Source organism: Deltaproteobacteria bacterium (assembly GCA_028818775.1).
Classification (GTDB): domain Bacteria; phylum Desulfobacterota; class Binatia; order UBA9968; family JAJDTQ01; genus JAJDTQ01.
Window position 1 is genome coordinate 1 of the sequence record JAPPNE010000089.1, and the last position, 15,179, is coordinate 15,179.

Annotated in this window: 15 protein-coding genes; 7 read left to right on the forward strand and 8 right to left on the reverse strand. The window is 67.3% G+C overall.

Features of this window, described 5'->3' with window-relative positions; genetic code table 11:
* The 3 genes from OXU42_10865 to OXU42_10875 form a co-directional block, all read right to left on the reverse strand.
* Window positions 1-202: hypothetical protein (locus tag OXU42_10865; GenBank protein MDE0029886.1), on the reverse strand; the 202-nt coding region annotated here is incomplete at its 3' end.
* A gap of 148 nt (window positions 203-350) precedes the next feature.
* Window positions 351-1,460 (reverse strand): c-type cytochrome, encoded by a 1,110-nt coding sequence (locus OXU42_10870; GenBank protein ID MDE0029887.1) that lies wholly within the window; start codon window positions 1,458-1,460, stop codon window positions 351-353.
* A 38-nt stretch (window positions 1,461-1,498) separates the two neighbouring features.
* Entirely contained in the window at window positions 1,499-2,572 is a 1,074-nt protein-coding gene (locus tag OXU42_10875) for a c-type cytochrome (GenBank protein MDE0029888.1), read from the reverse strand.
* Window positions 2,573-2,820: 248 nt separating this feature from the next.
* On the opposite strand from OXU42_10875, the gene OXU42_10880 reads away from it, so the two are divergent.
* The 6 genes from OXU42_10880 (at window position 2,821) to OXU42_10905 (ending at window position 8,728) form a co-directional block, all read left to right on the forward strand.
* On the forward strand, window positions 2,821-3,231 hold the full coding sequence (locus tag OXU42_10880; protein ID MDE0029889.1) for a c-type cytochrome: 411 nt from the start codon (window positions 2,821-2,823) through the stop codon (window positions 3,229-3,231).
* Window positions 3,232-3,394: 163 nt separating this feature from the next.
* Complete coding sequence (locus OXU42_10885; GenBank protein ID MDE0029890.1) at window positions 3,395-4,435, forward strand: hypothetical protein; 1,041 nt, start codon at window positions 3,395-3,397, stop codon at window positions 4,433-4,435.
* Window positions 4,436-4,549: 114 nt separating this feature from the next.
* Entirely contained in the window at window positions 4,550-5,434 is an 885-nt protein-coding gene (locus OXU42_10890; GenBank protein ID MDE0029891.1) for a hypothetical protein, read from the forward strand.
* A 14-nt stretch (window positions 5,435-5,448) separates the two neighbouring features.
* Window positions 5,449-6,915: a UbiD family decarboxylase gene (locus OXU42_10895; protein MDE0029892.1), complete on the forward strand. Its 1,467-nt coding sequence runs from the start codon at window positions 5,449-5,451 to the stop codon at window positions 6,913-6,915.
* Between the two features lie 89 nt (window positions 6,916-7,004).
* Window positions 7,005-7,553, forward strand: a complete 549-nt coding sequence (locus OXU42_10900; GenBank protein MDE0029893.1) for a TIGR00725 family protein — start codon at window positions 7,005-7,007, stop codon at window positions 7,551-7,553.
* 107 nt (window positions 7,554-7,660) lie between these two features.
* On the forward strand, window positions 7,661-8,728 hold the full coding sequence (locus tag OXU42_10905; protein ID MDE0029894.1) for an AI-2E family transporter: 1,068 nt from the start codon (window positions 7,661-7,663) through the stop codon (window positions 8,726-8,728).
* Window positions 8,729-8,732: 4 nt separating this feature from the next.
* Here the strand turns inward: OXU42_10905 and OXU42_10910 are convergent, their stop codons facing one another.
* From OXU42_10910 to OXU42_10930, 5 genes are read right to left on the reverse strand one after another with little or no spacing between them, the layout of a single operon-like run.
* Entirely contained in the window at window positions 8,733-9,500 is a 768-nt protein-coding gene (locus tag OXU42_10910) for an ABC transporter permease (protein ID MDE0029895.1), read from the reverse strand.
* Window positions 9,497-10,420 (reverse strand): ABC transporter ATP-binding protein, encoded by a 924-nt coding sequence (locus tag OXU42_10915; protein MDE0029896.1) that lies wholly within the window; start codon window positions 10,418-10,420, stop codon window positions 9,497-9,499. Before OXU42_10915 ends, OXU42_10910 begins: the two co-directional genes overlap by 4 nt.
* 28 nt (window positions 10,421-10,448) lie before the next feature.
* Entirely contained in the window at window positions 10,449-11,513 is a 1,065-nt protein-coding gene (locus OXU42_10920; protein ID MDE0029897.1) for an amidohydrolase family protein, read from the reverse strand.
* Window positions 11,514-11,570: 57 nt separating this feature from the next.
* Window positions 11,571-12,782, reverse strand: a complete 1,212-nt coding sequence (locus tag OXU42_10925) for an MFS transporter (protein MDE0029898.1) — start codon at window positions 12,780-12,782, stop codon at window positions 11,571-11,573.
* Window positions 12,783-12,813: 31 nt separating this feature from the next.
* Window positions 12,814-14,304, reverse strand: coding sequence for a nicotinate phosphoribosyltransferase (locus OXU42_10930; GenBank protein ID MDE0029899.1), 1,491 nt, complete (start codon window positions 14,302-14,304; stop codon window positions 12,814-12,816).
* A 104-nt stretch (window positions 14,305-14,408) separates the two neighbouring features.
* Between OXU42_10930 and OXU42_10935 the strand changes: the two genes are divergently transcribed.
* A complete protein-coding gene (locus OXU42_10935; protein MDE0029900.1) occupies window positions 14,409-15,173 on the forward strand; it encodes an aldolase in 765 nt (254 codons plus the stop codon).
* Window positions 15,174-15,179: the final 6 nt, after the last annotated feature.

The following is a 15,179-nucleotide window of genomic DNA, read 5'->3' on the forward strand; positions in this document are numbered from 1 at the left end:
GCTTGCCGATGAGCTTGCGCGGGTAGGTGGACACCACCGCCGGCGTCTGCGCCCCGGGACGTCCGGGGATGCCGGTCATGATCACCGCGGTGGTGATGCCGCTCCACAGGAGGAAGCTGCGCCGGCTCACGAGGCAGGGCGCCGAGCCTTCCTTTTCCTCGACGCCCGTGGGGCCGGGGAGGTTTCGGCAGGATATCGTCATGGTATTTGTCCTCCGGCATTCGAGCGACGTCACGTCCTTCGACTTCGCTTCGCTACGCTCAGGACGAACGGAGACAGGCTGTCACAACCGTTCGTCTTGAGCGTAGCGGAGCGAAGTCGAAGGACAGCTCACTTCCTCGAACAGTCTCCTACGACCCCTTCCCGCCCGGAGGCGGCAGCGGCTGCATCACCGGGAGATCCGGCGTCTCCATCAAGATTTCCTCGCCCGAGAGGCTTTCGAGGAAGGCCACCAGGTCGTCCATCTCCGCGCCGGTGAGGCCCAAGGGCCGGATCAGCGGGCTCTTGGTGGCGGCGAACTCGTTCTCGCCGCCGCCGCCGTTGTAGAACTCGACGACGTCGCGCAGGGTCTCGATCATGCCGTTGTGCATGTAGGGCGCCGTGTACTTGGTGTAGCGCAGGCTCGGGGTGCGGAACTTGCCCAGGTGCTTCCTATCCTTGGCTCGGAAGTAGAGACCGGGGTCGTCCTTGGTCTTGCGGTACATGTCTTCGGTGACGCCCTTGGCATAGAGCTCGAAGCGGAAGGTAATCTGCGCCACCGCGTCGTCCTCCCAGCCGTTGTATGGGGGCACGCCCACGTTGTGGTACTTCTCGTCGGTCAGCAGCGGCCCGCTGTGACAGGCGATGCAGTTGGCCTTGCCCGAGAACAGCGCGAGGCCCCGTTTCTGCGACGCGTTGAGCGCGGCATCGTCGCCGCGCATGTAGCGGTCGAAGGGCGTGTCGGTCTGCACCAGGGTGCGCTCGAAGGCGGCGATGGCCATGTAGGCGTGGCGGATGTTGGGCCAGTCGTCGCCGAAGACCTCCTTGAACCGTCGCCGGTACTCGGGCACGAAGGCAAGCCGCGCCTCCATCATGTCGTCCTCGCCGTTCCCCGCCACCGCGCCCCGGGCCGCGGAGCGCGCCTGGGACTCCAGCGACCTGGAAGACCCAGCCCAGAAGAGCTTGCCGTAATAGGCTGCGTTGATGATGGTCTGGCTGTTGCGCCAGTGTATGGTGCCGGGGTAGCCCGTGCTGACGGGTTCCGGGACCGACCAACCCGCCTCGGGAAAGTGGCAGACCGCGCACGGCATGGCGTAGTTGCCCGAGAGGATGGGATCGAAGAACAGCAGCTTGCCGAGCTCGACCTTCTCCGCCGACATCGGGTTGTCCGCGGGGACGGGGGGCGGACCCAGGGGAGCCAACCCCGGCGGTCGCACCGCGCCCGCCGGCGCGGCCGCCGCCAGCACAGCGGCTGCCGCGATGGCGAGAATCGTTCGGAAGCGGTTCACGGCCATCTCCCTTAGTTCGGTGCCCTGCGCCAGTTCCGGACCGGCTTGTAGTCGTAGTCGTCCGCGCGCCAGACGAATTCGTCTACGTCGAACGTCTCGCCGCTCAGCGCATCGAGAAAAGCCAGGAGATCGGCCTTCTCTTCAGGCGTCAATCCGAGCGGCTTGAGTCGCGGGTCCTTCAACGGATCGTCGCCGCCGCCGGCGTCATAGAAATCCACGACCTCCTCCAGCGACCGGAACACGCCGTTGTGCATGTAAGGCGCCGTCCACTTGAGCTCGCGCAGGGTCGGCGTGAGGAAGCTGCGGCGGGTCTCCGGCCGGTGGGTGCGCACATAGGCGCCAGGGTCCTCGCGCAGGCTCATGTAGTTCTCGATGCCCATGAACTTGGCGTAGGTCACGAACGCGGAGTGCCTCCTGGGGTCGGCCCAGATCTCCGGATTGTCCGGAACTCCGGTGTTGTGCGGCTTGTCGTCGGTGAAACGCGGCCCCGAGTGACACGCGGCACACCCCGCGCGGCCCTGGAACAGTGCCTGCCCCCGGCGGGCGGCGGCGGACAGCCTGCCCGTGTCGACGGGCGTGCCGCGGGAGACGATGGTGTCCAGGAACGCGGCCAGAGCCCGGCGGGCGCCGCCGTTGGACGGCTCGCCGAGTCCGGCGGCCCGGAACATCTTCCCGTAGACCGGATCCTGCTTGAGACGTTCCTGCATGAGCCTCATGTCCATGTTCATGAGGTAGGTCTCGGTGAGCATCTCGCGAGTGACGTCGTTGAGGTTCGTGCCCAGCCGGCCGTCGTGCATCCACGCGGCGCGACGGCCGACGTTGGCCAGAGTGGGAGTATTGCGGAAGTGGGCGGCCCCGGTGTAGGCGGCGGACAGGGGCTGCCCGTCGCTGAACGCCTTGTCCGGCTGGTGGCAGGTCGCGCAGGCGAAATTGACGTCGCCGGAAAGCCGCTCGTCGTAGAACAGCCTCTTGCCCAACTCGGCGCGGGCCGCCGCCACGGTCTTGTCACCCACGGAACCCGCGCCGGGCACGGGAGCGGCCAACCCCACCAGAGACACCAGAACCAACCCGAGAGTCAGTCTCATGAGCGCACCTTCCGCGCCAACCGTCGCACAGGGCCTTCCGTAGTCGCGTCAAGTCGCCGGTGTCGGGAATGGGCTCGAACGGCACCCCTCGCGTTCATCCCCGGACACCGATTCCCAAGCTCGATGATACCACTGCCGTGCCCCACGAGACAACGAGAAACCGCTCCCGGGTGTCTCCCGTGCCTCTTTCAATTCCCGACGACACTACCTAAATTGGAAGGAGGGTCACGCAGAGGGGAGGAGCCACCATGGTACGAGGCGTTTTCCTGTTGTCCGCGGCTCTGGCCTGGGCGGCTCTGGGGGCGAACGCGGCCTTCGCCGAGGGCGACGTCGCAGCCGGCAAGAAGGTCTTCAAGCGCTGCCTCGTGTGCCATACCGACGTGGAGGGCAAGCACAAGACCGGACCCACCCTCCACGAGGTCCTGGGCCGGGCCGCGGGAACGGCGAAGGGGTTCCGATACTCGCCGGCTTACGTACGGGCGGGGAAGGAGGGCCTGGTCTGGAAGGACGAGACCCTGTTCGAGTACCTCAGGCATCCCAAGAAATTTCTCCGCAAGTTTCTGAAGGACCCCAAGGTCAAGTCGCGCATGACCATGAAATACTTCAAGGAGAAGGACCGCCGCGACGTCATCGAGTACATGAAGTCGCTTGGCAACTGAGCCGGGAACTACGGCAAACCGCGGTCTCTCCCACACGCCCGCCCGCGCGACAGGCTTCGCAGATCGTTGACACCGACAAACCGGTTTGGTATCGGCGTGCCATGGACAGGCATGCGTCCACCCTCAGGGATTTCCGGGCCTGACGGCCCGCAGGAGGTGACCGATGGAAAGAAATGAGCCACGCGGCGTCGTGCATTGGATCGATCATTTTATCGTGGGCACCAACGACATGGTGGAGTGGGTCGACTGGGCGGTGAACGCCACCGGCATCACCCGGCGGCCGATCCGCGGCATCACCACCAAGGCACGACAGAAGGACGTCCCGATCATGTGCTTCCTGTGGTGGGATGGCGAGTCCTGCCGCATCGGCGCGTTCCTCCAGCCCGAGGTCTACCCGACCGCCAAGCCCCTGGGCGAGGAGTTGCCGCGTTGCGGCTTCTACATCCGCCCCGAGGACGTGGACCGGCACGTCAAGCGGCTCGAGCGCCACGACATTCCCCACACCGACCCGGTCCGGACCGCGGACGGCGGCGACGAGGGCACGGTGATCCACTTCGCCGACCCCGACGGCAACCAGTTCGAGTTCTGGGCCCCGGAGCACATGCCCGAAGGCGCCATGGAAATGTGCACCACCGAGGGCGTCGGGCGCATCAGCCACGCCGTGTACGGCTCCCGGGACCTGGGCCGCACCGCCGATTTCTTTGGCAAGTATTGCGCCCTGGAACCGGAAGTGAACCCCAACGTGGCCGAGGGGAACCTGGTGCTGCGGCTGCACGCCGGCGGCCGGCTCATCTACAAGCTCACGGACGAGGTGGACGAGCGCGTGGCCGGGCACGGACCCTGGTGGGACATGCACACGGCGCTGACCGTGCGGGCGGATGAGTTCATGCCCAACTACCGGCGCATGTGGGAGACCCTGCCCGAGGAAGCCATGGCCAAGGAAGACGACACCCTCACCCTGGAGCAGGAGGACGCCCTGCCGGCGCGCACCGGCCTGCACCGCAGCCCGGTAGGCTACCGCTGGAAGGCCATGTTCGAGCGCGGCGACGAATTCTACGACTGGGACGGGCACGCCTTCCACTTCTTCGGCGGCAGACCCGTGAAGGACGACGGATCCCTCGCCCTCTACACCATCGTGGAGCAGGAAGAGTACCTCACCGACGTCGCCGTCGAGGCCGAGAAAGCGCGGGTCGCCCAAGGCTGACGGCTGTTTTCACCCCTGGTCAAGATCAGCCGCGGCTGATCTTGACCAGGGTCCACACTCGCCCTTCCGATTTGCAAACATTCCGCAACGACTCGGTTCAGCGAGGAGGCTTTCATGGAAGTGGTCAAGGTCGACTTCAAGGGGACCAAGGGGATTCCGCCGTCGGGTCTGTGCGTGGGCGTGCACCGGGCCGGGGCGATGCACCAGAAGATGGTGGAGAAGTACGGCAGCGGCATCGCCGTGTGGTCCCTCCGGCCCGAGAACGACTTCATCGCCTTCAAGTCGCTGGAGGACGAAGACGGCATCCGCTCCACCAACGACATGGACTCCATCCAGGACGAGAAGCTCATCTACGGCGTGCGCGGCGCGCCCCCGGAGATCCGCAGGCAAGCGAAGGAACAAGGCCTGGAACTGCTGGCCGACGCCACCTGTCCGTTCGTCGTTCAGCAGGAGGAGGCGGAGCTTGAGCTGCTGGACCAGGGCTGCCACCTGGTGATCCTGAGCAGCCGCTCGCACCACGGTATCCCGCGCCTCATGGGCATCGCCAAGGAGAAGGAGCGGGAGGTGTTCATCGTCGAGAAGGCGGAGGACGTCGACGACATCCGCCTTACCCGGTTCGAGCCCGTGGGGGTCATCGTCCAGACGACGTTCTGGATGGAGAGCTACACCGGTATCATGACCCGGATCCTTGAGCGTTTCGCCAACGTGCGCATCCGCAACACCGCCTGCATCGACTCGCTGCAAAGGCTTCCCAAGGTCGAGGAACTGGCGCGCGATGTGGAGGCGGTGGTCATCTTCGGCTGGACCGAGGGCATGACCAACCGCATGGAGGAGGTGGCAAAGGCCTTCAACGACAACGTCTACCGCATCGAAAAGCTCGAAGACCTGGACCGGTCCTGGTTCACGGGCAAGTCCCGGGTCGGCATCATCGGCGCCAACGAGACCACCGACGACCTCGTGGACGAGGCGGTGGAACGCATCAAGTCCATGGCGGCCTGAGGGCGGGCGGAAACATGTCCACGGTCGCCAACATGGAAGCCAGACTCCCTTACCACGATCTTCGCGAATGGATGGCCCGGGCCGACGCCCTGGGCGAGCTCCGCACCGTCACCGGGGCGAGCTGGGAAGAGGACATCGGCCTCGCCGCCGACGCGGTCATCCGCGTCGACGACGGCCCTGCCGTGCTCTTCGACGAGGTCCCCGGCTGTCCCAGGGGTTTCCGGGTCCTGATCAACACCTTCGCCGGCAAGCGCCGGAACATGACGCTGGGATTCCCCGAGCACCTCACCAAGCAGGAGCTCAGCCAGGCCTTCTTCGACCACTACATCAAGGTGCAGCGGCGATTGCCCCACGTGGTGGTGGACGACGGGCCGGTGTTCGAGAACATCCTCACCGGCGACGACATCGACGTCATGAAGTTCCCCACCCCCAAGTGGCACCGGGACGACGGCGGGCGCTACATCGGCACCGGCTGCTTCTGCGTCACCATCGACCCGGAGGAACGCTGGATCAACGTCGGCACCTACCGCGCCATGGTGCAGGGCCCGAAGTCGGTGAGCCTGCTGTTCGTGCCGGGCAAGCACGCCTACATGCACCGCAAGAAGTACTTCGACAAGGGCCAGCCCATGCCCGTCGCCCTGGTGGTGGGCAGCGACCCCATGTCGTTCTTCGTGGGGGGCACGGAGTTCCCCTACGGCGTGTGCGAGTTCGACGTGGTCGGCGGGCTGCGCGGCACCCCCGTGGAAGTGGTGCGCGGCCAGGTCACCGGACTGCCTATCCCCGCCAACGCGGAGATCGTGCTGGAAGGGTTCCTGACCGAGGACGAACGCGCGGTGGAAGGGCCGTTCGGGGAATGGACCGGCTACTATGCCGGCGGCGCCAGCGCGCAGCCCACCCTGGACATCCGCGCCATCTACCACCGCAACGATCCCATCATCCTGGGGGTGCCGCCGCTGGGCGCGGGGTCCGACGAGATGGCCCGCTACCGGGCCATCATGCGCTCGGCCATGCTCAAGCACGAGCTGGCCAACGCCGGCGTGCCCGACGTCACCCAAGTGTGGTGCCACGAGGTCGGCGCCTCGCGCCTGCTGCACGGCATCGGCATCAAGCAGCGCTACCCCGGCCACGCCAGGCAGGCGGGGGTGCTCGCGTCGTCCTGCGGCTCGGTGGTGTACGGCTGCAAGTTCGTCATCGTGGTGGACGACGACGTCGACGTGTCCAACCTGGACGAGCTGGTCTGGGCCATGCTCACCCGCACCGATCCCGAGACCTCCATCGAGATCCTGCGCAAGATGCGCACGTCCCCCGCCGACCCGCGGGTGACGCCGGATCAGCGCAAGGTACAGGACCTCACCAACTCCCGCGTGGTGGTGGACGCCTGCCGTCCCTACGAGTGGTTCGACAGGTACCCCAAGGTGAACGCGCCCGGCCCGGACGTGGTGCGCAAGGCGCGCGAGAAGTTCGGCTACCTGCTGGACTGAGGGCTGACGGTCTGTATCCCGCGGAGGCACGGCAAAATGCACCGGCGGATTGCTGAGCCCTTATGCGTACAGGCCGTCGGGGAGGATTCGTGACGCCCGGTGCCGCACGCTTCGCCCAAGCCGCGCTGGTAGGGGACTCGGACGCATCCTACGACAACCTGGCGCTGGCCGAGCAGGCCGGCGAGATGCTGGCCCGTCGCGGCATCACCCTGATCACCGGCGGCCGCGGCGGCGTCATGGAAGCGGCCGCCCGCGGCGCCGCCGGAGCAGGCGGCCTCACCGTGGGGATCATGCCCGGCACCGACGCACGCTCGGCCAACCCCTGGTGCGATGTCGTCATCCCCACCGGCCTGGGCCACGCGCGCAACGTGCTCACGGCGCTGGCCGGCGACTTCATCGTGGCCGTGGGCGGCGGCGCAGGCACCCTTTCCGAGTTGTGCTTCGGCTGGATCCACGCCCGGCCCATCTACGTCCTGGGGGGATCGGGCGGTTGGTCCGACCGCCTTGCCGGCGGCGCGCTGGACCACCGCGCGTCCTCGGTGATCGTTCCCTGCGACGGCATTGAGACGCTGGAACGCGAAGTGGCGCGTTTTTGCGCCGCGAAGGGGCTGCGCCTTCGGGATCCGGGCGCGAAGTGACCGTCACGAGCGGTTGGAGACCCCCGTCGCCGCCGGCAGGGCAGCGCGGGCAAGGCCATGAGTACCCGCAAACGGTGGCTGGAACGTACGGGGCGCCAATTTAGTCCATGAACCCTCGCTCACAAGCCCTGTTCTGGCTGCTGGTGCTGGCGGCGACGCTGCTGCTGGTCTGGCTCCTGAGCGCCATCCTGTTCCCCTTCGTGCTGGGCATCGCCCTCGCCTACGCCCTGGACCCGGCCGCCACCGCGCTGGAGCGGCGGGGATGCTCCCGCACCGCGGCCACGGTGCTCATCGGCGCCGGCTTCTTCGGCTGCGGCATGGTGCTGTTGCTGCTGCTGATCCCGCCGGTGGCGGGGCAGGCCGCGGACCTGCTTCAGCGGCTTCCCGGCCTCGTCGCGCGCCTCATCGAGGCCGTCGGCCCTCTCCTCACCCGGGCGCTCAACGCCATCGGCGCCGACCAGCCCGAAGGCCTGCACCAGACCATGGCCGGGAACCTGCAGCGCATGGCCGCCTTGGGGCTCGCGCTGCTCAAGGGCGTTCTTGGGGGCGGCGCCGCGGTCGTCAACGTCGCCACCCTCCTGACCATCACCCCCCTCACCACCTTCTACGTGCTGCGGCAGTGGCCCGGCATCGTCCAGACCGTGGACGACTGGCTGCCCCGCGACCATGCCGACGCGGTGCGCGGCATCATGCGCAACATCGACGTGGTGCTCAAGGGGTTCCTCCACGGCTCGGTCATCGTCTGCGGCGCGCTGGCCGCCTTCTACGGCGTCGCCCTTTCGCTCGCGGGCCTCGACTACGGCCTCACCATCGGACTCGTCACCGGCGCCCTGTCGTTCATCCCCTACGTGGGAACTCTCTTCGGGCTGATTTCGTCGGTGGGAGTCGCCCTGTTGCAGTTCTGGCCGGAGTGGGTCCGCATCGCCGTAGTTCTGGGGATCTTTCTCGCGGGTCAGATCCTGGCCGACTACGTGCTGACCCCGCGAGTCATGGGCAGCCGCATCTCCGTGCATCCCCTGTGGCTGATCTTCGGCCTGCTCGCCGGCGGCGCCCTCTTCGGCTTCGTGGGCATGCTGCTGTCAATACCGGCCACCGCCGCCATCGGAGTCCTCGCCCGCTTCTTCATCGAGCGCTACAAGGAGTCTTCGTTGTATCGGGGCGCTGGGGACACCTGAGCCGTCACTGGGTCAGCTTGCGCCGCATGAGGTGGGTCGCCCAGGCGATCAGCGCGCCGGAGAGAACCAGGATGTAGGCCACGTCCCAGATGAGCGTGGCGGAGGGCTGGCCGTGGAACGCGGCGCGGGCGAGCCGCACGGGATGGAGCAGCGGCAGGCATTCGGCCACCCATAGCCAGGACGCGGACAGGCGTTCCTCCAACGGGAAGAAGACCGATGAGAAGAGGAACAGCGGCGTCAGGAACAGGGTGAAGTAGAAGCTGTAGAGTTCCATGGTGCCGATGCGCAGGGTGAAGGCCAGCCCGATGGCGGAGAAGAGCAGGCCCGTGAGCGGTATCACCGCCAGCACCCACAGGGCCTGCGGCAGCGGCGCGAGCCCGGCCACGGCCACCACGAGCGCGAAGCACAGTCCGTACATGCACGACCGGGTCATGGCCCACAGCAGCTCGCCGGCGACCACGTCCACGGGCTGGATCGGGGTGGTGAGCATGGCGTCGTAGGCCTTCTCGATGTTCATGCGCACGTAGACGTTGTAGGTCACCTCGAAGCTCGCGCCGTTCATGGCAGCCACGCACACGAGCCCCGGAGCGAGGAACTCGATGTAGGAGGTGCCGCCCATGGTGGTGATGTAGGCGCCCAGGCCCACGCCCAGAGAGACGAGGTAGAGCACCGGCTCGAAGAAGTTCGGCAGGATGTTCCATCTCCAGGTGCGGCGGTACATGGTGGCGTTGCGCCGCCACACCGACAGGGCGTGCCGCCAGGACAGGGTCACCGGTCGTCCTCGAGGCGCGTGCCGGTGAGGGAGAGGAAGACGTCCTCCAGGTTCGTGGGACGTGCCACCATCGCCCGGTCGTCGAACCCCGGGCGCTTGCGGATACGCTCCAGCAACGGGCCGGCCTCGTCCGTGTAGAGCATGGTGCGGTTGCCCGCGCGGTAGCGTGGCGGGCTCTCTTCGAGGCCGCGCAGGAGGGCGTGCTCCTCCTCGGGGGTGGCGTCGAGCTCCACGGTCTCCTGCGCCAGGTAGCGCTCGATGAGCGCTTCGGGCGCGCCCTGGGCGATGACGTCGCCGGCGGACATGATGGCGACGACGTCGCACAGCCGCTGGGCCTCGTCCATGTAGTGGGTGGTCAGGAGCACGGTGGTGCCGCCCCGGCGCAGCTCGCGCACCCGCGACCACAGCGCCAGCCGTACGGCCGGGTCGAGTCCGGTGGTAGGCTCGTCGAGGATCAGCAGCTCCGGCCGGTTCATCAGCGAGAGGGCCACGGCCAACCGGCGCTGATAGCCGCCGGACAGCTTGTTCACCGGCACGTCCGCGTGGGAGCGCAGCTCCAGGAAGTCGAGAAGCTCTTCCACCCGGCGTGCCAGGTCCGCGCCGTCCATGAGGTGGTAGCGGCCGAACACGGTGAGGTTGGCGCGCGGCGAGATGGTCTCGATGAAGACGTTCTGCTGGAGCGTCACGCCCAACCGCCGCCGCACCGCGCGCACGTGGCGCGCCGCGTCCATGCCGAAGACGCGCACTTCCCCGCTCGTGGGCAAGGTGACGCCGTAGATCATCCGGAGCGTCGTGGTCTTGCCCGCCCCGTTGGGACCCAGCAGTCCGAAGCAGACCCCCGCGGGCACGTTCAGGGTCAGATCGTCCACCGCCACCCGCTCGCCGAAGCGCTTGGTGACGCCGGAGAGATGAACGATCACGCCCCGGCCGCGGCCGAAAGGCGGTGCCTCAGTGGAGGCCGTAGAAGCGGCGCGCGTTGTCCCCAAGGACGGCGACCTTGTCCCCTTCCGACAGCTCCGCGTGGTCGCGCGTCTCCTCGATCATCTTCCGCGCCGCGGGCAGGTCCACCTCGTGGGGATAGTCCGAGGAGTACGCGAAGGGCTCGATGCCCACGCGCCGGGCCAGGTACGGCAGGCTCGCGTCGTTGCCTTCGCAGCCGATGAGGATCTGCCCGCCCGCGATGTATTCGGGCAGCGGCTTGCACGACAGCCCTTCCAGCTCCGCGTCCCGCTCCATGCGGTCGGCGATGCAGGTGAGCCAGGCGCATCCGCCCTCCAGGAACGCCACCTTGAGGGTCGGGTAGCGGTCGAACCAGCCGTGGTAGATGAACGACACCAGCGCGATCATCAGCGGCACCGGGTGATGCAACAGCCGGGAGCCCAGCCGGCTGCTGAACGAATCCAGGCCCACGCCGCGGTTGGAGCCTCCGTGGATGCCCAGCGCGCACCCCAGCTCCGCCGCCTCTTCGTACACGGGCGCGTAGAACTCGTGGCCGAGATGCAGTCCCAGGCCGGTGGAGGGAAGCATGCCGCCCAAGAGCCCCAACTCCTTCACGCACCGGCGCAGCTCCGCGGCCGCGGCCTTGGGATCCTGCATGGGCAGCAGCGCGATGGGATGCAGCCGCTTGCTGACGCCGCGGTATCGCTCCGTCACGTAGTCGTTGTAGGCGCGGCACACCTTGACCGCGTAGCTCGGCTGCTGGATGAATCCCAGGGACAGCCCCTCGGTGGCGTAGAGGACCGAGTCGGTGAGCTCCGCCTTCTTGACGAACTCGAAGATGTCCTCGCCCGAGCCCGTGCGTTCGTCGCTGGCGCGCACCGGGTGGACGCGGCTCTGCGCGGTCATCTCCTCGGTCTCGGGGTAGTGCATGCCGTCGATGGACGGGAACACACCCGCGCGGTTGCGCGGCGGATGCAGCGCGTACTCCTTGGCATCCGGCACCATGTACTCGGCCATCTCGGGTATGGACTCGATCAGGTGGCCGTCGGCATCGACAACGGAAATCTCGCTCATGGCAAACCTCCCGTGGGCAGGGTTGAAAGTTGGACTAACACCGGGACGCCGTAGCGGTCAATCCCTGCGCAGCCGCAGGGGAATGACCATGCACGCGCCCACGAGCAGGCAGACGCCGGGGAAGAAAAAGGCGGCCATGATGCCGAAACGCTCGCTGAGATATCCCGCCAGCGTGGGCGCCGGAACCACGAGAATGTGTGTGCCCAGGGACACCAGTCCGAAGGACGATGCCTGACTCTCCTTGTCGGCCACGTCCAGCGCGACCGTCGTGGTCACGTTGGCCACCGTGTAGAACAGAAATCCCATGGCGAAGACGACGGCCCCCAGGGCCAGGCCCGGGGCGGCCCATCGCAGCAGGAAATAGGTAAGCCCAAGGGCCGCCAGCGAAGGCGCCAGAACCACCTTGCGGCCCAGCCGGTCTGACAGCACTCCCATTATAGGCTGGGCGATCAGGCCCGACACCGCCATCGGCGTCAGGTAAATGCCCATCTCGGGGTTGGACAGGCCCAGGTGCTCGACGATGTAGATGGGCAGGAAGGTGATCGCCACCTGGCGCGCCATCTGATTGAAGCTTCGCACCAGCGTCACCACCAGGATCGCGGGGTTCCGCGCCAGCACCTTGAGCTCCTGGAACGGCCTGGGCTTCTTCGTCGGAACCTCGTCGCCCTCGAACATGCGCGCGCCGTACAGCCACACCAGGCCGGCGCACGCCAGCGCCACCAGGAGCTGGCTTTCCGCCAGGGCCTGCCACGAGAAGCTGGCCAGCAGGAAGCCGACGGTCAGGTAGGTGACGGTGTTGCCCAGGGTGGCGCCCATGCCGTAGAGCGCCACGGCCGTGCCCCGGCTCTCCGGGAAACGGTTCGACAGCGAGGCCACGGACGCAGGATGAAACAGCGTGGTGCCGGTGGCCAGGAGCGCCACGGCGAACAGCGCCCAGCCATACCCGGGCAACGCCCCCAGCACCCAGTAGCAGAGCCCCATGCACACCAGCGAGGAAGTCACGATGAGCCCGCGCAGGCGCACCCAGGTGTCGGCGATGATGCCGGACGGAACGTCCAGGGCAGCCTGACCGAACATGCGCATGGAGGACAGGCCGCCCACCTGAACGTCGTTGAGCCCCATGCCCGCCTTGAGGGTGGGAAGGAGCATGGTGATGAGCTGCATGAACCAGTGGATGGCGAGGTGCGCCAGGGTGATGAAGCCCAGGAACCGGAGGCGTTCCCGGCCCACTTGCGCGGCCAGACCGCGAATCTGCTCAAGCGTCTTCATGAGGGTCCTTGGAGCAGCGTCCCGCCCGCCGTCACCGGCCGGCCAGTCCGTTGTCGCCGCGGGCCTGGAGCACGAGCCTGGTCTTCATCTCGTGGAGTCGCGCCTCCAGCCCGACGGGATACTCGTGCGGGTTGACCCGGCGCTTGATGCTGTTATGGAAACACGACAGCTCGGCCTGGGTCTTCTCCTTGGCCGCGTGCACCGAGGGTACGTCGTACACCAGCTCGCCGCCGCGGAACACCGGCACCAGCAGGTCCTGGCACTCGGTGCCGGCGGCGATGTGTTTCCTGCGAGTCATGTTCATGGGGTCGACGATGGTGCAGCCGTCGGCGATGCCCAGGTTCTCGTCGTAGATGGCATCCGCCACGTACCGGTCGCCCTGGCGAAAACGCCGCGTCTGGAGGATGCCGGGCGTCGACACCTTGACGGCCTGCTCGGACAGCTTCACCTTGTTGACCCATTCGTTGCCGTTGCCCGCGGAACGGACGCACGACAGCTTGTAGACGCCGCCGAGGGCGGGCTGGTCGAAGGCCGTGGCGAGCCGGGTGCCCACCCCCCAGACGTTGATGCGCGCGCCCTCCTCCTTGAGGGACGCGATCAGGTGCTCGTCCAGGTCGTTGCTGCCGACGATGACCGCTTCGGGGAAACCGGCCTCGTCCAGGATGCGGCGCGCCTCGATGCTGAGGAACGCCAGATCGCCCGAGTCCAGCCGGATGCCCACCATCTCGTGGCCGCGCTGCCGCAGCTTGCGGCCGATCTCCACGGCCTTGCGCACCCCGTTCAGGCTGTCGAACGTGTCCACCAGCAGCAGGCAGTTGTTGGGCATGGCGTCGGCGTAGGTCTCGAAGGCCTCCATCTCGTCATTGAACGACAGCACCCAACTGTGTGCGTGGGTGCCCTTGACCGGAATGTCGAAGAGCTTGCCGGCCAGGGCGTTGGAGGTTCCCGCGCACCCGCCCACGTAGGCCGCCCGGCTCGCCGCCAGGGCGCCGTCGAAACCCTGGGCGCGCCGGAGCCCGAACTCCAGCACGGACTCCCCGCGCGCCGACTGGCACACCCGCGCCGCCTTGGTGGCGATGAGCGTCTGGAAGCAGAGGATGTTGAGCAGCACCGTCTCCAGGATCTGGCATTGCAGGATGGGGCCGCGCACCCGCACCAGGGGCTCGTGAGGGAACACCACCGTTCCCTCCGGCACCGCGTCCACGTCGCAGACGAAGCGGGCCTCCCGCAGGTAGTCCAGGAAGGCGTCCTCGAACATGCGCTCGCCGTCGTTGCCGCGCAGCCCCGACAGATATTCGAGGTCGCTGGCGTCGAACCCGAAACGGGTGAGCACCCCCACCACGTGCCCAAGGCCGCAACCCACGGCAAAGCCTCCCTGGTAGGGGTTCTCGCGGAACGAGAGGTGAAACACCGCTTCCTTCGTGTCGGTCCCGGACTTCCAGTAGGCGTAAGCCATGGTGAGCTGGTAGAGGTCCGTGAGGAGCGCGAGCGAATTGGCGTAGAGCTGTTCGAGCGTGTGCATGAATGAACCCCGAGGCATTTGCGCCGTGCGGCCGATTTGTTACAAATCACCTCCACGGCCCTGCGTCAACACGTGGGTCAAGGGCCGGTTGCAAGGAGGCAAAAGTGGCGCAGCCTGAAGAAACACGGTTGTACGACCGGGAGGCGGCGCGGCAGGCGCGGGTGGATCTCGCCGCCGCCTACCGGCTCGCGGTGCGGTTCGGCTTTCACGAGGCCATCGACAACCACTTCAGCCTGCTCCTGCCCGGCCAGGACGCGCTGATGCTGTTGAACCCCTATCCGTTGCACTGGACGGAAGTGACGGCCGGGAACCTCCTGCTGGCGGATTTCGAGGGGAACCGCCTGGAAGGCGAACACGAGGTGGAGCCCACCGCGCTGCACATCCACGCGCCGCTGCACCAAGCCAACCCGCGCGGGTTCCGCTGCGTGCTGCACACCCATATGCCCTACGCCAGCGCCATCGCCTGCCGGCAGGGCGGACGCCTGGAGATGGTGCACCAGGTGAGCAGCCGGTTCGACGGCGACGTCGCCTACCTCGAAGACTACAACGGACTCGTCCTCGACCGCACGGAAGGGAACCGCATCGCGCGGGTGATGGGCGACAAGAACGTGCTCTTCATGGCCAACCACGGCGTCATCACCGCCGGCAGAACCGTCGCGGAAGCCTTCGACCGGCTCTATTTCCTGGAACGCGCCTGCAAGGTGCAGGTGCTGGCGGAGATGGGCGGACACCCGCTCCAGCGCATCACGCACGAGACCGCCGAGCTGCTGCGGCGCCAGCGGGGTGAAGGCGAGAACCCCGCGGCCGAGCTGCACTTCGCCGCCCTGAAACGCATTCTCGACCGGGAAGAGCCCGACTACGCGGACTGACGCGGT

Excerpts from the sequence above, each read along its gene's own strand:
- OXU42_10875 (MDE0029888.1), bottom strand. The coding sequence starts at position 2,572 with ATGAGACTGACTCTCGGGTTGGTTCTGGTGTCTCTGGTGGGGTTGGCC.
- OXU42_10880 (MDE0029889.1), top strand. The coding sequence starts at position 2,821 with ATGGTACGAGGCGTTTTCCTGTTGTCCGCGGCTCTGGCCTGGGCGGCT.
- OXU42_10885 (MDE0029890.1), top strand. The coding sequence starts at position 3,395 with ATGGAAAGAAATGAGCCACGCGGCGTCGTGCATTGGATCGATCATTTT.
- OXU42_10890 (MDE0029891.1), top strand. The coding sequence starts at position 4,550 with ATGGAAGTGGTCAAGGTCGACTTCAAGGGGACCAAGGGGATTCCGCCG.
- OXU42_10895 (MDE0029892.1), top strand. The coding sequence starts at position 5,449 with ATGTCCACGGTCGCCAACATGGAAGCCAGACTCCCTTACCACGATCTT.
- OXU42_10905 (MDE0029894.1), top strand. The coding sequence starts at position 7,661 with ATGAACCCTCGCTCACAAGCCCTGTTCTGGCTGCTGGTGCTGGCGGCG.
- OXU42_10920 (MDE0029897.1), bottom strand. The coding sequence starts at position 11,513 with ATGAGCGAGATTTCCGTTGTCGATGCCGACGGCCACCTGATCGAGTCC.
- OXU42_10925 (MDE0029898.1), bottom strand. The coding sequence starts at position 12,782 with ATGAAGACGCTTGAGCAGATTCGCGGTCTGGCCGCGCAAGTGGGCCGG.
- OXU42_10930 (MDE0029899.1), bottom strand. The coding sequence starts at position 14,304 with ATGCACACGCTCGAACAGCTCTACGCCAATTCGCTCGCGCTCCTCACG.